Annotated in this window: 13 protein-coding genes; 8 read left to right on the top strand and 5 right to left on the bottom strand. The window is 47.0% G+C overall.

Going from position 1 to position 18,635, the window contains the following annotated elements; translation table 11 throughout:
* Nucleotides 1-58 precede the first annotated feature (58 nt).
* The 3 genes from NST58_RS26685 to NST58_RS26675 form a co-directional block, all read right to left on the bottom strand.
* The gene (locus NST58_RS26685; protein ID WP_036679567.1) at nucleotides 59-949 is read right to left on the bottom strand and encodes a carbohydrate ABC transporter permease; all 891 of its coding nucleotides are present in this window, start codon (nucleotides 947-949) and stop codon (nucleotides 59-61) included.
* Nucleotides 950-976: 27 nt separating this feature from the next.
* Nucleotides 977-1,861, bottom strand: coding sequence for a sugar ABC transporter permease (locus NST58_RS26680; protein ID WP_036679565.1), 885 nt, complete (start codon nucleotides 1,859-1,861; stop codon nucleotides 977-979).
* Between the two features lie 207 nt (nucleotides 1,862-2,068).
* Nucleotides 2,069-3,445 carry an extracellular solute-binding protein gene (locus tag NST58_RS26675; RefSeq protein ID WP_076129193.1) on the bottom strand — a complete coding sequence of 459 codons (1,377 nt, stop codon included), beginning with the start codon at nucleotides 3,443-3,445 and terminating at the stop codon, nucleotides 2,069-2,071.
* Between the two features lie 238 nt (nucleotides 3,446-3,683).
* Here NST58_RS26675 and NST58_RS26670 point away from each other — a divergent pair, with 238 nt between their 5' ends.
* From NST58_RS26670 to NST58_RS26650, 5 genes are all read left to right on the top strand, one after another.
* The gene (locus tag NST58_RS26670; RefSeq protein WP_339244724.1) at nucleotides 3,684-5,504 is read left to right on the top strand and encodes a sensor histidine kinase; all 1,821 of its coding nucleotides are present in this window, start codon (nucleotides 3,684-3,686) and stop codon (nucleotides 5,502-5,504) included.
* Nucleotides 5,505-7,160, top strand: a complete 1,656-nt coding sequence (locus NST58_RS26665; RefSeq protein WP_076129195.1) for a response regulator — start codon at nucleotides 5,505-5,507, stop codon at nucleotides 7,158-7,160.
* Between the two features lie 71 nt (nucleotides 7,161-7,231).
* On the top strand, nucleotides 7,232-8,923 hold the full coding sequence (locus NST58_RS26660) for an alpha-glucosidase (RefSeq protein ID WP_076186343.1): 1,692 nt from the start codon (nucleotides 7,232-7,234) through the stop codon (nucleotides 8,921-8,923).
* A 152-nt stretch (nucleotides 8,924-9,075) separates the two neighbouring features.
* The gene (locus NST58_RS26655; RefSeq protein WP_312149175.1) at nucleotides 9,076-9,810 is read left to right on the top strand and encodes a class I SAM-dependent methyltransferase; all 735 of its coding nucleotides are present in this window, start codon (nucleotides 9,076-9,078) and stop codon (nucleotides 9,808-9,810) included.
* A 38-nt stretch (nucleotides 9,811-9,848) separates the two neighbouring features.
* The gene (locus NST58_RS26650) at nucleotides 9,849-10,859 is read left to right on the top strand and encodes an MBL fold metallo-hydrolase (protein ID WP_339244721.1); all 1,011 of its coding nucleotides are present in this window, start codon (nucleotides 9,849-9,851) and stop codon (nucleotides 10,857-10,859) included.
* Between the two features lie 1,330 nt (nucleotides 10,860-12,189).
* Here NST58_RS26650 and NST58_RS26645 read toward each other — a convergent pair.
* Nucleotides 12,190-12,798: a phosphatidylglycerophosphatase A gene (locus tag NST58_RS26645; RefSeq protein WP_076129198.1), complete on the bottom strand. Its 609-nt coding sequence runs from the start codon at nucleotides 12,796-12,798 to the stop codon at nucleotides 12,190-12,192.
* 269 nt (nucleotides 12,799-13,067) lie between these two features.
* On the opposite strand from NST58_RS26645, the gene NST58_RS26640 reads away from it, so the two are divergent.
* The 3 genes from NST58_RS26640 to NST58_RS26630 all read left to right on the top strand — a co-directional run bounded on the left by NST58_RS26640 (nucleotide 13,068) and on the right by NST58_RS26630 (nucleotide 15,781).
* A complete protein-coding gene (locus NST58_RS26640) occupies nucleotides 13,068-14,201 on the top strand; it encodes a GerMN domain-containing protein (protein WP_175623590.1) in 1,134 nt (377 codons plus the stop codon).
* Between the two features lie 163 nt (nucleotides 14,202-14,364).
* The gene (gene rph / locus NST58_RS26635; protein ID WP_036686952.1) at nucleotides 14,365-15,123 is read left to right on the top strand and encodes a ribonuclease PH; all 759 of its coding nucleotides are present in this window, start codon (nucleotides 14,365-14,367) and stop codon (nucleotides 15,121-15,123) included.
* A gap of 1 nt (nucleotide 15,124) precedes the next feature.
* Nucleotides 15,125-15,781: an XTP/dITP diphosphatase gene (locus NST58_RS26630; RefSeq protein ID WP_076220464.1), complete on the top strand. Its 657-nt coding sequence runs from the start codon at nucleotides 15,125-15,127 to the stop codon at nucleotides 15,779-15,781.
* A gap of 393 nt (nucleotides 15,782-16,174) precedes the next feature.
* Here NST58_RS26630 and NST58_RS26625 read toward each other — a convergent pair whose 3' ends face one another.
* Entirely contained in the window at nucleotides 16,175-18,601 is a 2,427-nt protein-coding gene (locus NST58_RS26625; protein WP_339244718.1) for a glycosyl hydrolase family 18 protein, read from the bottom strand.
* Nucleotides 18,602-18,635 lie beyond the last annotated feature (34 nt).

The raw sequence follows: 18,635 nt of genomic DNA, 5'->3' as shown, positions 1-18,635 counted from the left end.
ACGGGTACGAAACCTGTCTTGTCAGCCTTTTAATGTTGTTAGGATTAAGTTTATTGTGTTAGCCCTTAACCGCTCCAGCGGTAATTCCCTTGGTCATCTGTTCTGTGAAGAGCAGGTAGATCAGGATGGTTGGGATAGCGATGATCGTCATAACCGCGAACTGTGCACCATAGTTGGATGAATACTCACCAGTGAATTTCATAATGGAGAAGGGAATCGTCTTAAGATCTTCCGAGGTGAGGAAGGTGTTCGCCATAATGAATTCATTCCACGTGCTGATGAAGTTGAGCACACAGATGGTTGCCAGCGCGGGTTTGGTGATGGGCAGGATGATACGGAAGATTAACCCGTAAATGCCACTGCCATCAATAACGGCGGACTCTTCAATAGCCCGTGGGATGGTCTCCAGGAACCCGGTCATAATCAGGACACTCATGGGGATGACAATGGCTGAGTAAGGCAAAATCAATGTGTACATATTGTTCAGCATCCCAAGCTTGTTAAACAGAATGAAGTTTGGCAGCAATGTGGCGTGAATCGGGATGATCATGCCTAACATGATTAGAGAGAGGACAATGCCACTTAGCTTCCATTTCATCCGGGTAAACGCATATCCCATCATCAGGGACACCAGCGCAGAGAGCATAACAGTTATCACTGTAATGATAAGACTGTTGGCGAAATAACGTGGCACACGCCCGTAGGTAAAAGCGTTTCGATAGTTCTCCCACTGGGGTGGAGAGGGCCATTTCAGAAATGAGCTTCCAAAGAACTCACCGCTCTTGAGCAGGGAATAATCGATCAACCAAATAAGCGGAAATAACTGAATCAACGCGATGATACACAGGAACACCATCATTAGGATTTTGCCCGTTGTAGGCTTTCTGCGTTCTTGTTTGTGAAGGTTTAGCTTAGGGGGTGAAGCGGCAGGCGATAAGGAATTATTCATAGGATTTCCTCCGGTTACAGGGTTTCTTTAAAATTCTCCGATATCTTTCTTTAAAATCTTGTTGAGGATAACGGTTAGGATCAGGCAGAACACAATAAACAGAATGGAAATGGCATTACCATAGCCGTATAGCGATGATGAGAAGGCGGTTTTGTACAGATAGTTCCCTAGGAACTGTGTGCTATTTGCAGGGCCACCGTTGGTCATTAAGAATACGGTTTCCATTTGCTTAAGACAGGTGGTGACGGCAATGATGATGGCAACCCGCATCATCGGCGAAAGCAGCGGAATGATGATACGCGTGTAGAGGGTAAAGTTGTTGGCGCCATCGATTCTTGCGGCTTCGCTTAAATCTTCCGGAATGCCTTGCAGACCTGAATAATACAGCAGTAGTGCATACCCAAAGCCTTGCCACATAACAACAATGATGATGCACCAGATGGCCGTCTTTGGATCACCGAGCCAATCATGTGTAAGTGCATCCAATCCAACTCCGCTTAGCAGCTTGTTAAGCAGTCCGTAGTTCGGATGGAAAATTCCGGTCCACAGCTTGGCTGTAACGACGACGGAAATTACAGCGGGGATAAAAAAGATCGTCCGGAATATTTTTTCGTATTTGCCGGAATTGGTTAGGAATATCCCCATGAGAATGGCAAAGGGATGTTGTAAAAATACTGTGGCGGCGGTCAGGAGCAGGGCGTTGACCAGCGATCTCCAGAACACTTTGTCATGAAATAGAATTTCGCGGTAGTTATCAAAGCCGATGAAATTGTATTTGCCGATTCCGCCCCAATCCGTAGAACCGTAATAAGCGCTCATGAAGATAGGGATGCAGATCATAAAAGCAAATAGGAACAGTCCAGGTGCGATGAGTAAGAAAATCGCTTTTTTGTCGCTTAACACTCTGTGCATGGAAATCTCCGTCCTTTTAAAGAGTAATCTATCTATTACCATCGTAACGGGAAGCCAGGCACCGGAACATGCCGTAAATTTCAGATCGGTGTATACATTTTTTCGAAAACAAACCCCCGGCCTCTGGGGGAAGCCGGGGGTTGCGCACTGCCATCTATAAGGTTACTTCAGGAGCGCTAAGGTTCATGTTTTTTGTAGTTCTCTGGTTTATTTACCAGCGAATTTATCAGATGCAGCATCCAGTGCTTTGGCGAATTCTTCAGGGGTAATCGCATCAGATAGCAGGCTTTGATGCGCCTCCATTACCTTTTGCTTGAACTCATCGTCACCCACATCCTGCAGTGGAGTACCGCTGGAAGAGGTCATGGAGCTGAACACTTCAATCAATTCTTTTTGCAGCTGGGTTTCGTTACCCGTTAGGAATTGATCGAATTGCTGCGCAGGTGTACCCGCGCCAGCTTGCCATAGCATTTTAGACCAATGCTCTGGAGCGAAGAAATATTTCAAGAAATCAACAGCGGCTTCAGCATGTTTGGAGTTTTTGCTGACTGCATATCCACCACCATACCAAGCGGCATCATCGGTTGCTTTACCTTTAGCTGAAGCTGGGAATGCGAAAGCACCTACGTTATTGCGGAATTCTTCAGAGAAGTTCTCGTCTGTTGCCAGACCCGACTCCCAAGCGCCCATAAAGAACATGGCAGCTTGCCCTTGTCCGAACAAGTTGCGTGCAGCACCGTAATCGGCAGTCAGCCAGCCATCGGCAAAACCTTTAGCATCGGCGAATTGCTGCATTTCAGTTGCAGCTGCAACCAGACTAGGATCTGTAAAGGATATTTTACGTGCAACAGCTTCATCCATTGTATTGAAATCGCCAGTCTGACGTTGGGCTACAAATTCATACCAGATAGGCAGTGTCCAAGCGTCCATACCATTCATAGCGATCGGGTTAATTTTCTTGGCACGAAGTGTTTTGACGGCGGCAAGCAAATCATCTGTTGTTTTTGGAACCTCGATGCCGTTGTCAGCAAATATTTTTTTGTTATAGTACATCACCATGTAGTCGGCACCACGCGGCAAGCCGTAAAGCTTACCGTCTTTACTGAAGCCGTCCATGGATCCGGACACAAACTGATTACCTTCGAAGTCAGCACTGTTCAGTTCAAGCAGTAGATCGTTATCCAGCAGCGGACTCAGGAAGGAGGGCTGACCCCAGGCTTGAATGATATCGGGAAGCTGATTGCTGGAGGCATACACTTTGATTTTTGATTTGTAAGGCTCATCTTGAAGCGCTTCCACTTCAATCTTGACGTTAGGGTTCTCTTTCATGTAAGCATCGATAATGTCTTGCTCTACCTTACCTGAACCATTGGCCCGATCCGCGAGCGCGGTGAAGAACTTCAGTGTGATTTTTTCGGCGGGTGTGTTTTCCCCTGCACTAGCTGTTGCTTCGGCAGTAGCTTCGGCCTTGTCATTTGTAGGTGCATTGGTAGCTTTCGCATTGTTATTTCCGCCACCGCAGCCTGCCAGCAGAGCTGGTAGCATTAGACTCATAAGTGCTAGCTTTATTCCTTTACCTTTCATCAAAAACCCACCTTTTTTATGAGATATATTTCCACGAGAACGGCTGTCATCAAACGAGGACGACAATGTCGTTTCTTCTTGCATCCCCATCTTAAGAGTTTATGACCGATAGAAACATGGTCCATATTTAAGAACTATGTAGGCATTTTTCAGTGATTGTAAAAAGCTGGTTCAGGGTTTAATGATTTCAGTTATACTTGGTTTACACATTTATTGATTATACATGAAGGTGGTTCTCATGAATCGAAACATCCGCTTATTAAGCCGTTATCGCCATCTTCCGCTCCAGTTTAAGCTGTTATTATGGTTTGTGCCGCTGCTTCTCGTGACTATATTTGCTATGGGGTGGAACTCCTATCAGATCTCTTCGCAGCAGGTGGTGGAGAAAATGAAACAGTCACAGGATCACCTGACCCGGAAAACAGCAGAGCAGATTGATGAGATGGTGAGGGGAATGATTTCTTTTTCCAATACACTCTTTCTGGATGAAAGTGTGCAGCGGCTCTTAGTGTCGTCAGAAGCACAAAAAGAACGTAATTCCGTATTTAAAACGGTCACCAACCTGATGGTCGCTGGCAATTCGATTCAATCCCTGATTCTATACTCTTTGGAAGACCAGAATAATGGGGCGGAGCCTTTTGCTGCGAACCAAGCCGGATTGACGACTGGCATGAAGTTCTCTAACTTTATCCAAACCTCGTACTACAAGGAAGCCGTTGAAGCCGCAGGCAGTCCAACCTTTGGATTGTCCAGACCCACGGATGGCATATTTGTTGGTGATCATTATCATAAGATTGTACTTTCCAGAATTATCAAGAATGTATATACTTTAAAACCCGCAGGGCTAGCGGTGATCGGGGTCGATGCTGGAAAGATCGGAAGCCAATATCTAGACAACTCTGAAGATGATGTAGATATGTTTGTGGTAGATCGAGACGGACTCATCATTACGGCTTCTAACCGGAGCTGGATCGGCAAAAGAGATCTTGATCTTCCGTATTTTGCGGACAGCGACCCTAAGTTGAACCTAGAGGAGAGACTGGAGTCTACAGCGGATCACAAACAGTGGATTGTCTCGCATCTGCAGTCAGAAACGACGGGTTGGTATGTAGTGGTGGTGCATTCCAAACGGCAGCTTGTCAAAGAGCTGGGGCAGATTTCACAGGTCACGGTGACGATCGCTTTTCTGTGCTTAGCAGTTAGCTTAATGGTTACCTGGCTCGCCGCCGCCTCAATAACGAAACCGCTGAAAAAACTTTCCCGCTCCATGCGCAGATTCCAGACAGGGGATTTCACGCAGCGCGTATTTTTTGAAGGGAATGATGAGATTGGTCTCTTGGGCCATGGTTATAATCTAATGGTGCAGCGGATCAAATCGCTCATCAATGATGTATATGCCTCCAAACTGAAGCAGCAGGAAGCAGAATTGAAAACGCTTCAGGCGCAGATCAGGCCGCACTTTTTATATAACACGCTGAATACGATTTGTTGGGAAGCTGAGAAGAAGGGCGACAAAGAAATAGCGGATATGGTCTATTCGCTTTCTCAAGTATTCCGGCTGAGCTTAAATGATGGGCGGGATACGTTTACATTGGAACAGGAAGTAGAGCTTGTGACGAATTATTTGTTCCTGCAAAAAAATCGGTTTAGAGAACGTTTTGAGTTCGAAATTGCCTTGGATGAGAGTATCAAGGATTTCACAGTTCCGAAGCTGCTGCTCCAGCCACTGGCGGAAAATGCAGTGATTCATGGGATCGAGCCACTGGCTGGAAGTGGACTCATCTCGATTCGCGCCTTTCGCAAAGATAGAACTATTGTACTCGAGGTTCAAGATAACGGGGTGGGAATCACGCCGGAAAGACTTCAGGAGCTACATCAGCGTTTAGCGAGAGGAAGCTCTATTTCGGAGGAAGAGGAGAATGCTGGACGTTCGGGGTTTGCACTCTCGAATGTACAGGAACGTTTAGCTTTGTTTTTTGCCGGAGCCTCATTGCAAGTAGAGAGTGTAGAAGGAGCAGGCACACGTATTATCATTCATATCACTGTGGAGGGTCCCTAAATGATGAAGCTGAAGCTGCTGATTGCTGAAGACGAAGACACCATCCGTGAGGGTATCGTCAATATGATTGACTGGAATTCGCATCAGATTGAGGTAATGGGCGAGGCGGGGAACGGAAGTGAAGCGCTGGCTCTGATGGAGTCTGAACAGCCGGATTTATTGTTAACGGATATCCGCATGCCGCAGATGAATGGTCTGGAGCTAATCGAAGCTGGACGGCGTCGCGGTTACGACTTTCGCTCGATTATTTTATCTGGCTACAATGAGTTCTCTTATGCGAAACAAGCGATTGCGCTGGGGGTTGTCGATTATGTGCTGAAGCCGTGCCGGCCGGAGGAAATTCTGAAGACGGTACTCAAGGCTAAGGAGCTAATTGAAAGGCAGCGTTGTCAGGAGAATGAGCAGCTAAAAAGAGATCGTTCCTGGCATAAAAATGCACCGCTTGTCAAAAGCCAAGTGCTGTCCCAATGGATTCATCATCCTCCGGTTCCGCTGGAGCGGCGGCAGGAGCTGATCGGTGAGTTAGCTATGGCTATTAGTCACGAAGGTCCGCAGATTGGGCTGGTCAGCTTTGATTTTGATCCTCCCTCTGCTGGTGGGTCTGGACAGGATTTTGTACTTTTACGTTACGCGGCCCTAAATATTATTAGTGAGACCTTGTCTCCTATCTATAAAGGAAAAATCGAGACCTTTCATGATGGCAATCTCCTGCTCTGGATCGGCAGTGGTTTAGCTGGAACGGATTCTCGCAAGTCTTACCGAACCCCCATCTATTTAAAAGAGCAGATCGGGATGCTGCAAAGCAATCTGGAGAAATACCTCAAGCTGTCAATCAGTATTGCTGTAGGCTCCTGTCGTGCGGATATTTCGGAAGCTCACCTGTCTTATAAAGAAGCGCTTCAGGCTATGGAATCCCGCTTTCTGAACGGGAAAGGCGGCGTTTATTTTTTTACAGAAGGTTCGGGAGTTATTGGGGGTGGCGCACAGGAGATCGGGATTTTAGATGATCCTGAATTAAATGTGCTGGAGGATGAGATGCTTGTGGCAGTCGGTGCAGGAAGTAATGAGCTTGCCCTCGATCTGCTGGAGCAGTGGCTGGAACGTTTTCGCGGAAACCCCGGATGCCTCAAGCAGGAGGTGAATATTCGGGCAACAGCTTTTGTCGTTCGCCTTAAGAGGCTTGCGCAGGAAAAACAAGTAGCTGGATTCGAATGGAAGCAGCATTTGGTCAATTGGATGGAGCAGGCACCACAGATCGAGACGCTGGAAGAATTATCTACGATCCTGAATAAGATCATGCAGAATGTGGTAGAGGCTTTTTCTAAACATCGCCCTCTGCATCGAACAGTAGTTACAGCGCTTGAGATCATCCGTAACAAATATAATACCAATCTATCTCTGGAGTATGTTGCGAAGGAAGCTTATGTATCTAATACTTATTTAAGTTCACTGTTCCGCCAGGAGCTGGGTGTGAATTTTCTCGATTACTTGCATCAATACCGGGTAGAAGAGGCAAAAAAGCTGCTCCGCCAAAACTTAAAAATGTACGCCGTTGCAAAGTTAGTGGGCTATGGGGAAGAACGCCACTTCAGTGCTACTTTTAAGAAATGGACCGGACTTACGCCCTCACAATATCAAAAGGGACTAGGGAAGTAGGAGTAAATTGTTATCTACTAGGCTTTGTGTGGTTAAACTCTACATATAGCTAAATAGGAGGTAACCGAGAAATGAACCCGAAATGGTGGAAAGAGAGTGTCGTGTACCAAATTTATCCGATTAGCTTCATGGATAGTAACGGAGATGGGATTGGAGACTTGCAAGGAATCATATCCAGACTGGATTATCTGCAGGATTTAGGTGTAGACGTGATTTGGGTCTGCCCTATTTATAAATCACCAAACCATGATAACGGTTATGATATCAGTGATTACTGTGACATTATGAAGGAATTTGGCACGATGGATGATTTTGACCATTTGCTGAGGGAGATGCACGCACGTGGGATGAAGCTGATGATGGATTTGGTTCTGAACCATACGTCACATGAGCATCCATGGTTTGTTGAATCCAGATCGTCGAAGGATAATCCGAAACGGGACTACTATATTTGGCGAAAAGGAAAAAATGGAGGTCCCCCGAATAACTGGGAGTCTTATTTCAGTGGCTCGGTGTGGGAGCTTGATCCGCGGACCGATGAATATTACCTTCACCTCTATTCCAAATATCAGCCTGATCTGAACTGGGAGAATCCGGTGGTCATTGATAAGCTGCATGAGATGGTGGAATGGTGGCTGAAGAAGGGTGTGGACGGATTCCGCTTTGATGCCATTGCACATATCGTGAAGACGAAAGGTTACCCGGATGCGGATAATCCAGGTGGAACACCTACCGTAAGGGCTTATGGAATGTTCTCCAATCTGGCAGATGTGCATACCCTGCTACAGAATTTATATGATAAAGTGCTTTATTTCTACGATATTATGACGGTAGGTGAGACTTCAGGACTTGGACCGGAGCAGGCGCTTGATTATGTAGGTGATGGTCGCCGGGAGCTGAATATGACTTTTCAGTTTGAGCATATGTTTCTGGATGCCGCTTCGGCAGGTAGTGGGAAATGGGATGTCGTCCCATGGAGTCTACTGGAGCTGAAAAAGATTATGAGTAATTGGCAGACGGTTCTGCATGACAAAGGCTGGAATGCGAATTATCTCTGCAACCATGACCAGCCGCGCGCAGTGTCCCGGTTTGGGAACGACCTTTTTTACCGGATTCCTTCGGCTAAAATGCTGGCGACCTTCATTCACATGCTGGAAGGCACACCTTATATTTATCAAGGCGAAGAAATTGGTATGACGAATGTCTGTTTCGAATCCATTGATGAGTACCGGGATGTAGAGACGCTTAATTATTATGAAGAAAAGCGAAAAAACGGCGTTCCAGAAGAGCAGATTATGTCTGCCATTCATCATAAAAGCCGGGATAATGCCCGCACCCCGATGCAGTGGGACGATGGTCACGCAGGTGGTTTTACGACGGGGACTCCTTGGATTGAAGTAAATTCCAACTATATGGAGATCAACGCTGGCAATGCGATTAAAGATCCCGATTCCATCTACAACTACTATAAACAGCTGATTGCCCTGAGAAAAAAACACAAAGTCATCGTTTATGGAGCCTACGGGCTGCTGCTCGCAGAGCATACAGAGATATATGCGTATACTCGGACATTAGAAGATCAGCGGCTGCTGGTTATTCTGAATTTTTATGATGGAGAGCCTGTATTCGAATGGCCAGCGGAGTTCCAACCAGACAATATTGAGCTGTTAATTTCTAATTATTCCGTAGAAAAAGATGAGCAGATCCAACCGCTTAAACTTCGTCCTTATGAAGCGCGAGTATATTTGCAGCAGCTTGTGTAAGGGAAGCTACAGGAATGAGTTGTCATGAAGGGGCTGAGCGCTCCACTGTGACAACTCTTCTTTGAGTTTGTGAGTAAAAGACTGTACAATGGCGATACATTAACATACATAGAGTGGAGTTACAGGAAGACGCCTGTGGGAGGAGAGACAACATGACTGAATGGTATGAAAAGAGCTTCGGAGAGGATTATCTGGTCGTATACAAACATCGAGACTTTGGTGGAGCTCGTAAAGAAGTTGAACGAATGATCTCGTGGCTGGGACTACCGCCAGGCTCCAAAGTGCTAGATTTATGTTGTGGGATGGGACGTCATTCACTGGCGCTTGCGGAAGCAGGGTACGAGGTAACTGGAGTAGATTTATCAGAGGTACTGCTGCGTGAGGCAAGATCTCAAAAAGGAGCGGAGCAGGTAACTTGGCTGCGTTCTGACATGCGGGACCTACCGTTAACTGGAGGTTTCGATGCTGTGGTTAATCTATTCACTTCCTTTGGTTATTTTGAAGAGGATGAGGAGCAGGTAAAGGTTTTGCGTGAAATCTATCGGATGTTGAAGCCGGGTGGCAAGTTTGTTATTGATTATCTGAACCCTGCGTATGTGATTCGTCATCTGGTGCCGCATTCTACCCGTGAGGATGGAAAGAATCTGATTGATGAGTCGCGGCGGATCGAGGATGGGTATGTGAAGAAGGACATCATTTTAACCTCTAAGAATGATTCTACACCTCGTCAATATCATGAACGTGTGAAGCTGTATTCCTTGGAGAAATTCAGCGGAATGATCGAGGAAGCGGGTTTACAGCTCGAAGCTGTGCATGGCAGCTATGAAGATGAGGTTTATAATGCAGCAAGCTCCACGCGGATGATTTTTAGTGGAATTCGATCGTAATGGTATCAGGAAAAAGATTCAAAGGCGGTGATCGCACCATGTCTAAGGCGGATATCACTTCATGGGACGAGAACATTCTTCAGGTCTCGGTGCCCATGGACTCGCCGCTTCGTCAAGTGAACAGCTATATTCTTCCCGATGAGGATGGCAGAATTACTATTATCGATCCGGGTCCGCGTAGCCCGGAGACAGAAAAATGCTGGCATGCGATCCTGCAGGAGCTGGGATTGTCGTGGAAGGACGTGCGGGATATCGTCGTAACGCATCATCATCCCGATCATTATGGATTGGCGGGATGGTTGCAGTCGCAGACCGGATGTAAAGTATGGATGACTGAACGTGCTCATGCCGAAGCGATGTTGATGTGGGGCAGTGACACGGATATCAATGAAGTTTTGCCGTTATATTTCATCAGACACGGAATGTCGGAAGAATGGTCGAGTGGAATAAAAGCGCATTTGGAGAGCTTTGACGCGCAAGTGGAGCCGCAGCCGGTTGTAACTTATCTGAATGAGGTAGAGCCTTTCGGGATGGGTGGCCGTGAATGGAAATTGATTGTAACTGGCGGACATGCACCGGGACATGTGAGTTTCTATCATGCGGGCAGCGGGCAAATGATCTGCGGCGATGCTGTGCTGCCGCAGATTTCGCCCAATGTCAGCCTGCTTCCAGGCAGCGATCCACAGCCGCTGCAGACGTTTCTTCAGGGGCTGCGGGAGCTGGGGAGCTACCCGGTCAGCATGGCGTTCCCGGGTCATCGGGAACCGTTCACGGGCTTCGCGCATCGGGTCAGCAGCCTGCTCGCTCATCATGAGGAGCGGCTGGATACCACGGCAGCCTTGCTCGCAAACGGCCCGCTGAGCGGCTTCGCCGTCTGCGAAATTCTGTTTCGCAGCCGGGTAACCACCGTTCACCAGATGCGCTTTGCAATGAGTGAGACACTTGCGCATTTAGCGGAGTTAATGCGCCGGGAGCAAGCGGTAATGATAGAGGCGGACGGTGCTATATTGTTTGCAGCATCTGAAAGTGCTGGAGACCATGTTAGTTAGAGTTTCTAGCGGGATCGAAGAGTGATGAATGATGAGTGATGAAATGAATGATGAATGATGAGTGATGAGTGATGAGTGATGAATGATGAAATGAATTGAGATATGAAGGTTATGATCGAGTAGAGGTACAGAGCAGTCCTGTGTTATTGGGACTGCTCTTTTTTTGGGTTTTGGTTTTAGTGACTAAGCAGAGAGTATAATTCGGTTATTTATATGAATATTGAGCTCCTTAGTCCGACCGAATACCAAACTAACATTTGATTACATACTCATGCGTCACGCTGATCATTTAGACTAACATTTGATTACTTTGCTTATGTGTCACGCTGATCATTTGGACTCAGATTTGATTACTTTACTCATGCGTCATGCTGATCATTTGGACTAACATTTGATTACATACTCATGCGTCACGCTGATCATTTGGACTAACATTTGATTACTTTACTTATGCGTCACACTGATCATTTGGGCTAACATTTGATTACTTTACTTATGCGTTATGCAGGTCATTCGGACTCAGATGCAGCTATTCGTGGATTTTGAGACTTTTGAGGTGAGTATCGGACCGGAGAGGCGTTATTGCTAGTGCAGAGGGTTGTCGTTGGTCATTTTTGAGTGAATAGCGACTCTGGAGTCCGAAAGTGTCCAAATCAAAGGGGATATGTGAGTATAGTGTCACCTGAGTCCGATCGCATTACCAAACTAACATTTGATTACTTTACTCATGCGTCACACAGATCATTCGGACTCAGATGCCACTATTCGTGGGTTTTAGGACTTTTGAGATTAGTATCGGACCGGAGAGGCGTTATTGCTAGTGCAGAGGGTAGTTATTGGTCATTTTTGAGTGAATAGCGACTCTGGAGTCCGAAAGTCACTAAATCAAGGGTGTTTTATGGAAATAGGGTCACCTGAGTCCGATCGCATTACCAACTACCATTTGATTACTTTACTCATGCATCATGCTGATCATTCGGACTCAGATGCCGCTATTCGTGGGTAGAAACACATCTTGCCGAGTAACTAAGTGTTGGTATTGACTAATTGGGGAATTTCTCCCTGTTTTTTGAGGTTTGTTAGGGTGTAGAGCGGATATTAGGGAATTTCTCCCTAATAATCTACGAATGTAGCTATAAATTAAGGTTTTCGTAGAGTTATTAGGGAAGAATTCCCTAATAACTTAGGTTTTGAACGATTTTCGGTATTTTTTAGGGAGTTTTTCCCTAAAACGGTCCCAACCCAACCTCAAAAAAAGCGATTGTCTCATAACCCGCAAGGGTTACGAAACAATCACTTTTTAATTCTCAGAGTGTACCCAAAACACCGGTTACTCCGGTTGTTTTTCATGTTCTGCAAGTTTCCTTGCAGCTTCTTCGCGATCCTCAGGCGAATGCGGAAGTTCGAGGTCTATCTCACGCTCCGCTTGCTTACGGTGTGCGATTCGGCTACTAGCTGCAGCGGCTACCGCGCCGACGATATCGTCGAGGAAGGTGTGGATCTGCCCGGTGTTTTTGTCGTTCAACCGTTCAAGAACGCCTGGCTTAAGCTTGTCCACATAACCATAGTTGGTGAAGCCAATGCTGCCATATACATTTACGATGGAGAAAGCCAGAATCTCATCCACTCCGTATAATCCCTCATCATTTTCGATCATATCCTGAAGCGGCGGAAACAACTTCCCCTCCTCCGCGAGCATGTCCAATTGAATGCCCGTAAGTACCGCATTTTGCACTTCCCGTTTGCTGAGTACCATCTCAACGTTATGGACACATTCTTCCATCGTTAAGTTTGGATAATATTTTTTTTGCAGAAACATAACGAGCTCTGCGATTTCCTGCAGGTTTACTCCACGCTTATTCAACCACATTTTGGTCGCATCTGCGACTGCCTTGCTGTTCAGACTGTAAGGTATTTTTGCGATTGGTTCATCAGCCATGATTAGTCACCTCGTAAGTTAAGTCTTTGCATTACAACGTTCGTTAGCATGATGTTAAGCGCTGGTGTTATCTCAGATTGTACGTTTAGAAAAAGTATTTGTCCAGAAAACGGAGTCTATGTGAATTAAAATCTAGATCCAACCTAACCTGAAAATAAAGCACACAGGCTTTTCCAACAATTTAGGATAAGCAGTTGTTATTTTTTGGACAAAGGTCTCGTATACATAGCAGTACAAATGCTATCTAACCTTGAAAGGGGTAATAAATGATGAAAACAATGCAACAAATCCGCGGGATTTCCGCAGTCTGCCTACTCGCAGTTCCACTGGCACTATCCGGTTGCGGCTTGTTCGGTTCGGAATCAGCATCGATTGATGCTCCGCCACCTGAGGTTGAAGCGCAGATGTTACAGACAGAGGGAAATAACACTTTGGATTCAGGTGTATTTGGTCCAGTGGCTCAGGATGATGCACAAGCAGTTGTGAAGGACAGCACCAAAGCCGCTAAAGCAACGGATAAAGCAACGGCTTCCGGTGACCGGACGACCGTATATTTGGAAGATGGAAATGGCTTACTCGCTCCAGTGTCGCTAAATCTGCCAAAAAGCAAAGATTCCAGCACGCTCAAGAACTCTTTAATGGCATTAGTGAATAAGGGAGAATATGCGTCCTCATTGCCAGAAGGCTTCCAAGGCATTCTACCAGCTGGAACTGAGGTGCAAAGCATTACGGTAGACAAGTCGAATTTGGCAGTTGTTGAGTTCAATTCGGAATTTAACAACTATGATGCTGCGGATGAACGCAAAATCCTTGAAGCGATCACTTGGACACTTACCGGTCAAGATGACATTAAAGGTGTACAGTTCTGGGTAGATGGTAAAAAGCTTACGGAAATGCCGCTTCAAGGTACTCCGCTGGATCGCCCGCTGTCCCGTACAATGGGCATTAACCTGCCTAAACAAGGTCCATCTTTGATGAACTCTAGTGCGGTTACTGTTTATTTTTCCACAACATCTCCTGACGGTATCCAATATTATGTTCCGGTTACGCGCTTTGTACCCGCAGGGCAAGAGCAGCTGACTGCTGCTATCAATGAACTGATTGCGGGACCTGAATCCGGAGACGGTCTGGAAATGGTTATGACACAGGGCACATCACTTGATTCGGTTGAAGCCGGACAAAACGGTGTTGTTACTGTATCCTTGACTGACGATATGTTCGCAGATGGGAAGGAAGTTCCTGCCGAATTGCTGGAATCGGTTGTTCTGACTGTTGCGCAAAATACGGAAGATGCTCTGGTTCAAATTCGTTTGAACGGCAAACAATCGATTACTGACACTGACAATGTGGATTATAGCAAACCTGTTTCTGCACCTGAATTTTTGAACGAGCTCCCGTTATAGAATGACCTTCTAAGGTTTAAAAGATGCTTTTGTGCCTCCTCTTTGGTAGAATAAAAGTTGCTCAAAAAGACGTAACGTCCCGAACGGTGAACTGCCGCAATGAACAACAGGGAAACGGGACTCACACTAAACTATTAGCTATACGATGTAGGAGGCAGAAAAGATGAGATCAAACGGGCGAACTGACGACCAATTACGGCCGCTGACAATAACGACCCAAACGAATAAATATGCTGAGGGCTCCGTGATCATTGAGATGGGAGACACCAAAGTTATTTGTACGGCTACTGTAGAGGAAAAAGTGCCTCCGTTTCTTAAAGGACAAGGAAAAGGCTGGGTAACTGCCGAATATTCGATGCTTCCTCGGGCCACCCAGTCCCGTAATCAACGTGAAGCTGCACGCGGTAAACTTACCGGACGTACAATGGAGATCCAGCGGCTGATCGGCCGTGCGCTTCGCTCCGTGGTGAATTTACAAGCGTTAGGTGAACGCAGTATTACGCTGGATTGTGATGTGATTCAGGCGGATGGGGGAACTCGGACGGCTTCGATAACAGGCGCTTTTGTTGCCATGGCATTTGCTATTAATAAAATTGCACTACAGCACAAGCTGGCTGTTTTTCCTATAACAGACTTTTTGGGAGCAATTAGTGTAGGTGTTGTAGGAGATAAAACATTGCTCGATCTGAATTATGAAGAGGATTCTAAAGCCAAAGTGGATATGAATGTAGTCATGACCGGCGGCGGTGCTTTTGTTGAGGTACAAGGGACTGGCGAAGAAAGACCATTCTCGCGTCAAGAGCTGGACCTATTATTAGGTCTAGGTGAGAAGGGAATTTATGAACTGATTGCGGCGCAAAAAGAAGCGCTCGGAGCGATTGCTCTGAAAATCCCTTCCGGCCAACCGGGCCAAGAGGTGTAACATGAATTCCAAGGGCAATATTCTCATTGTCGCAACGAAGAATAAGGGGAAGGTGCGCGAATTCGAGCACGCTTTTGCCCCGCTGGGCCTGACAGTTAAGAGTATGTATGACTATCCGCATCTGCCCGATGTGGTGGAAGACGGGGCTACTTTTGCAGAGAATGCGTTTAAAAAATCCAAAGCCGTAGGTGATGCACTTGGAATTCCGGTACTCGCTGATGATTCGGGTCTTTGTGTAGATGCTTTGGATGGCAGACCGGGTGTGTACTCTGCACGTTTTGCCGGTGAAGACGCTACGGATGGGGAAAATAACCTGAAGCTGCTTAGCGAGCTAGAGAGATTGAAACAGGGGGAAGACACAGATCAGCCTTTGCTGAGCACGGCTAGGTTCGTCTGTACTTTATCGCTGTACGATCCAGTTTCCAAGCAGGAGCTAACCGCAGAAGGTGCGGTCGAAGGTTGGATTACTTCAGAACCATCAGGTGCTGGCGGTTTCGGTTACGACCCGCTATTTTATCTGTCGGAACATGAAAAAACTATGGCCGAGCTTACGCTGGAAGAGAAGCAGCAGATTAGCCATCGAGGAACTGCACTGCGACTGCTGACGGCAAAGCTGGAGAAAAAACTGGCAGCCGAAGGCGGCCTATCGCAGGAATAGATTTTTATATAAAAGTGGGGGTGTCCAAAAGCCGCGAAATGGCTGCTGGGCACCCCCGTTTTTTATTCCTTCCCCTTAAACAAAGCATCAAACTTCGTTCGATTCTAGCACATTCAACCGTATGAAGCGGCTACCCGGACACAGCTGACCTTAAACGCAGCTTTATCCGATATTTGAGATTCGAACGGACCCCAAAGTCGCTATGGGCACGAAAAACACCCCGAAAGAAGCATTTTATAGGGAATAGCAGCACTGGAGTCCGATACACAGCTCCAAAGGCTTGAAATTTGTAAATAACGTCAACTGGGTCCGTAACGTAAGCCCCAAAGGATGAAAATGTCTCTGCACTAATAATGGGATGTTCTCCTTGTTGGAATCAAGGAGAGTACCGGATTATATCAGCTTCCAAAGAGCAGGTGTGGAAGCTGGCTCCCACCCCTGAAGTGAAGTGTGAGGCTGCAAGCAGGAATACGTTTTTCCACTGTAGGCGACGACATCACCTACTTTATAAGCAACTCCTGTTACCCAGCTAGACCCTCCCGAAGTAGGAGTAGCAGTCGGTAATGGAGTTTGCGTCGGTGTTACGGTTGCGGTGGGCGTCGGTGCCACCGTAGGCGCTGGAGTAACGGTTGCAGTAGGCGTCGGTGCCACCGTTGGTGTCAAAGTCGGTGTTACTGTTGGAGCTACAGTTGCCGTTGGTGTAGAAGTTGCTGTTCTACACACGCTGATGTATTTCCAGACACCGTCCGGTCCGCTAAGATCGGGACGATCGCCTTGTGTCCACCACTTGGCCTCATAGAGTGAGCCGTTGTAGGAAACGCGTTGTCCGCCAGTATATGCGGTTGCCGCATTCCAGGTCGCTGCCGAACATTGTCCCGGCGTAGGAGTAGGTGTTGGCGCTACAGTTGGCGTTGGCGTCACGGTTGCCGTCGGAGTCGGTGTTGTTGTAGGTGTAGTCGTCGGAGTCGGTGTCGGTGTCGGTGATGCAGACGGTGTTGGTGTTGGCGTAGGTGTAATGCCTCCGTACAGTTTATCGTATTCCTGTTGGGACGAGTTTCCGTTCAGGGTGATTCGCTGTGGACCGCCTGAAAAATTCAGCTTCATCATACCCGGAATTTCAAGTGAAGCTCCATTCGCAATAGTTTGAGTAGCTGTACCTGTAATACGGTAGCGGTTGAAATCCCAGGCCGTGGAGATTTGCTCAACGCTACCGGCTCCCCATGCCGAGGTTAGGGTTGTAGTTGTTGGCAGGTCGAACTCCAGCTTCCAGCCACCGGAAATATCTGTGCCGGTATTGTTCGTTATTTTTAATGAATAGGTATAGTTCGGATGATCATAGGCGCCGCTGAAGCTGAGGATGAAGTTTTTAGGTTCAGGCAACTGCGGCTTAGGAGCTCCACCCGGTGGCGTGGCTGTCTTCAGCTGATCATAGGCAAAATCGGTCAGAGAATTGCCATACGTATAAGTGCCATCGCTCTGCTCAGAGTAATCGCCCGTTAGTTCCCAGAACATCATACCTCCCAAGCCTTTTTGCTTGATGTAATCCAGCTTGTAGCCAAGAGATTCCTTATCTTCATACGTAAGAAAAATCTTCTTGTCTGCATTGAATAAGTACGGTGTTTTGGTAACAGGATCGAAGTAGCGCTTATTCGCTGGATCTTTGAGCAGATTTAGCACATGCCAGATCGGATTTGCACCAGCAGGCTGCTCTGGTGCGGGATCATTCCAGATCCCGTATTGGCCATCTGCTCCCCCACCGGTTGTCGGAGCTGTGCCGTAAAGGCCGGTATTGTTGATGCCTCCATTCACATTTTTCCAGCCTCGTGAATAATAAGGAACTCCGATCACGATTTTTTCCGGAGGAAGCGTTCCAAGATAGTATCGGACCGCCCAGTCGGTATTTAGAACCGGAGTGCCCAGCGCAGCAGTTTCAGTATCGCGGGAATCCGGGTACAGTGCAGAATGCGGCCCTACATATCCATTCCAAGCCCCATGGAAATCATAGGTCATAAGGTTCGCCCAGTCTAAATACTGATTGGCTTCCCCAAGCTTCATGCCCCCAAGAATCCAGGAAGAGGCGGTGGCCGCAATAGTCAGGTCATATTTCTGATTGTCTTGTGAACCTGCCAGATCGAGCTTTTCGCGGAGTTTTTTCATAAGAAGAACATAGTTGTTGTAATTTACGGTACGCAGCGGTTCTGCCACGGCAAAATCGTTAGGATTACCGGACTGCCCAGTGCCAGAAGGGTACTCCCAATCGATGTCTACTCCGTTGAACTGATAGGTACGCAGAAAATCCACAACACTATTGGCAAAAGCTTCTCGCCCGGCTTCTGAATTCGCCATGTTGAAGAACCCTCCGGAACCCGACCAGCCGCCAACAGAAATCAGGGTGCGGACATCAGGATAGAGCTGTTTGTACTTAACCAGTTGGTTAAAATGCCCCTTAAAAGGCAGGGTGGTCAGCTGACCGGGATAGTCTTTTTCGATTGCAGCTGTACGGTCCATGAGATCAATCTTGTTCGTTTGAGGATTTACCTTGGCGAAGGCGTAGTTAATATGGGTAATTTTATCCCACGGAATCTTGTCTACGGTGTAAAATCCTTTGTTCTCCTGATCGCCCCACTCTGGGAAGTAAGCAACGATTTTACGAGGGTGATCAGCTGCTGGAGCGGGAGCGGAGGGTGTTGTTTCCGCGGCATGGGCCACTGGTAAGGATGCACCTGTCCCGGTGTAAAGTGGAACCAGAACGATTAGGCTCATTAGCGCAGCAAGGTAACTTATGGATATTTTGCGCTTAGCACGTGCTTTTGCAATCATATTTAATATACCTCCAAAGGGGGATAATGTTATT

This window comes from Paenibacillus sp. FSL R10-2796 (genome assembly GCF_037965315.1).
GTDB lineage: Bacteria > Bacillota > Bacilli > Paenibacillales > Paenibacillaceae > Paenibacillus_AQ > Paenibacillus_AQ odorifer.
This window is presented reverse-complemented; position numbering and strand designations above follow the sequence as displayed.

Excerpts from the sequence above, each read along its gene's own strand:
- NST58_RS26685 (WP_036679567.1), bottom strand. The coding sequence starts at position 949 with ATGAATAATTCCTTATCGCCTGCCGCTTCACCCCCTAAGCTAAACCTT.
- NST58_RS26680 (WP_036679565.1), bottom strand. The coding sequence starts at position 1,861 with ATGCACAGAGTGTTAAGCGACAAAAAAGCGATTTTCTTACTCATCGCA.
- NST58_RS26675 (WP_076129193.1), bottom strand. The coding sequence starts at position 3,445 with ATGAAAGGTAAAGGAATAAAGCTAGCACTTATGAGTCTAATGCTACCA.
- NST58_RS26670 (WP_339244724.1), top strand. The coding sequence starts at position 3,684 with ATGAATCGAAACATCCGCTTATTAAGCCGTTATCGCCATCTTCCGCTC.
- NST58_RS26665 (WP_076129195.1), top strand. The coding sequence starts at position 5,505 with ATGATGAAGCTGAAGCTGCTGATTGCTGAAGACGAAGACACCATCCGT.
- NST58_RS26660 (WP_076186343.1), top strand. The coding sequence starts at position 7,232 with ATGAACCCGAAATGGTGGAAAGAGAGTGTCGTGTACCAAATTTATCCG.
- NST58_RS26655 (WP_312149175.1), top strand. The coding sequence starts at position 9,076 with ATGACTGAATGGTATGAAAAGAGCTTCGGAGAGGATTATCTGGTCGTA.
- NST58_RS26650 (WP_339244721.1), top strand. The coding sequence starts at position 9,849 with ATGTCTAAGGCGGATATCACTTCATGGGACGAGAACATTCTTCAGGTC.
- NST58_RS26645 (WP_076129198.1), bottom strand. The coding sequence starts at position 12,798 with ATGGCTGATGAACCAATCGCAAAAATACCTTACAGTCTGAACAGCAAG.
- NST58_RS26640 (WP_175623590.1), top strand. The coding sequence starts at position 13,068 with ATGAAAACAATGCAACAAATCCGCGGGATTTCCGCAGTCTGCCTACTC.
- rph (WP_036686952.1), top strand. The coding sequence starts at position 14,365 with ATGAGATCAAACGGGCGAACTGACGACCAATTACGGCCGCTGACAATA.
- NST58_RS26630 (WP_076220464.1), top strand. The coding sequence starts at position 15,125 with ATGAATTCCAAGGGCAATATTCTCATTGTCGCAACGAAGAATAAGGGG.
- NST58_RS26625 (WP_339244718.1), bottom strand. The coding sequence starts at position 18,601 with ATGATTGCAAAAGCACGTGCTAAGCGCAAAATATCCATAAGTTACCTT.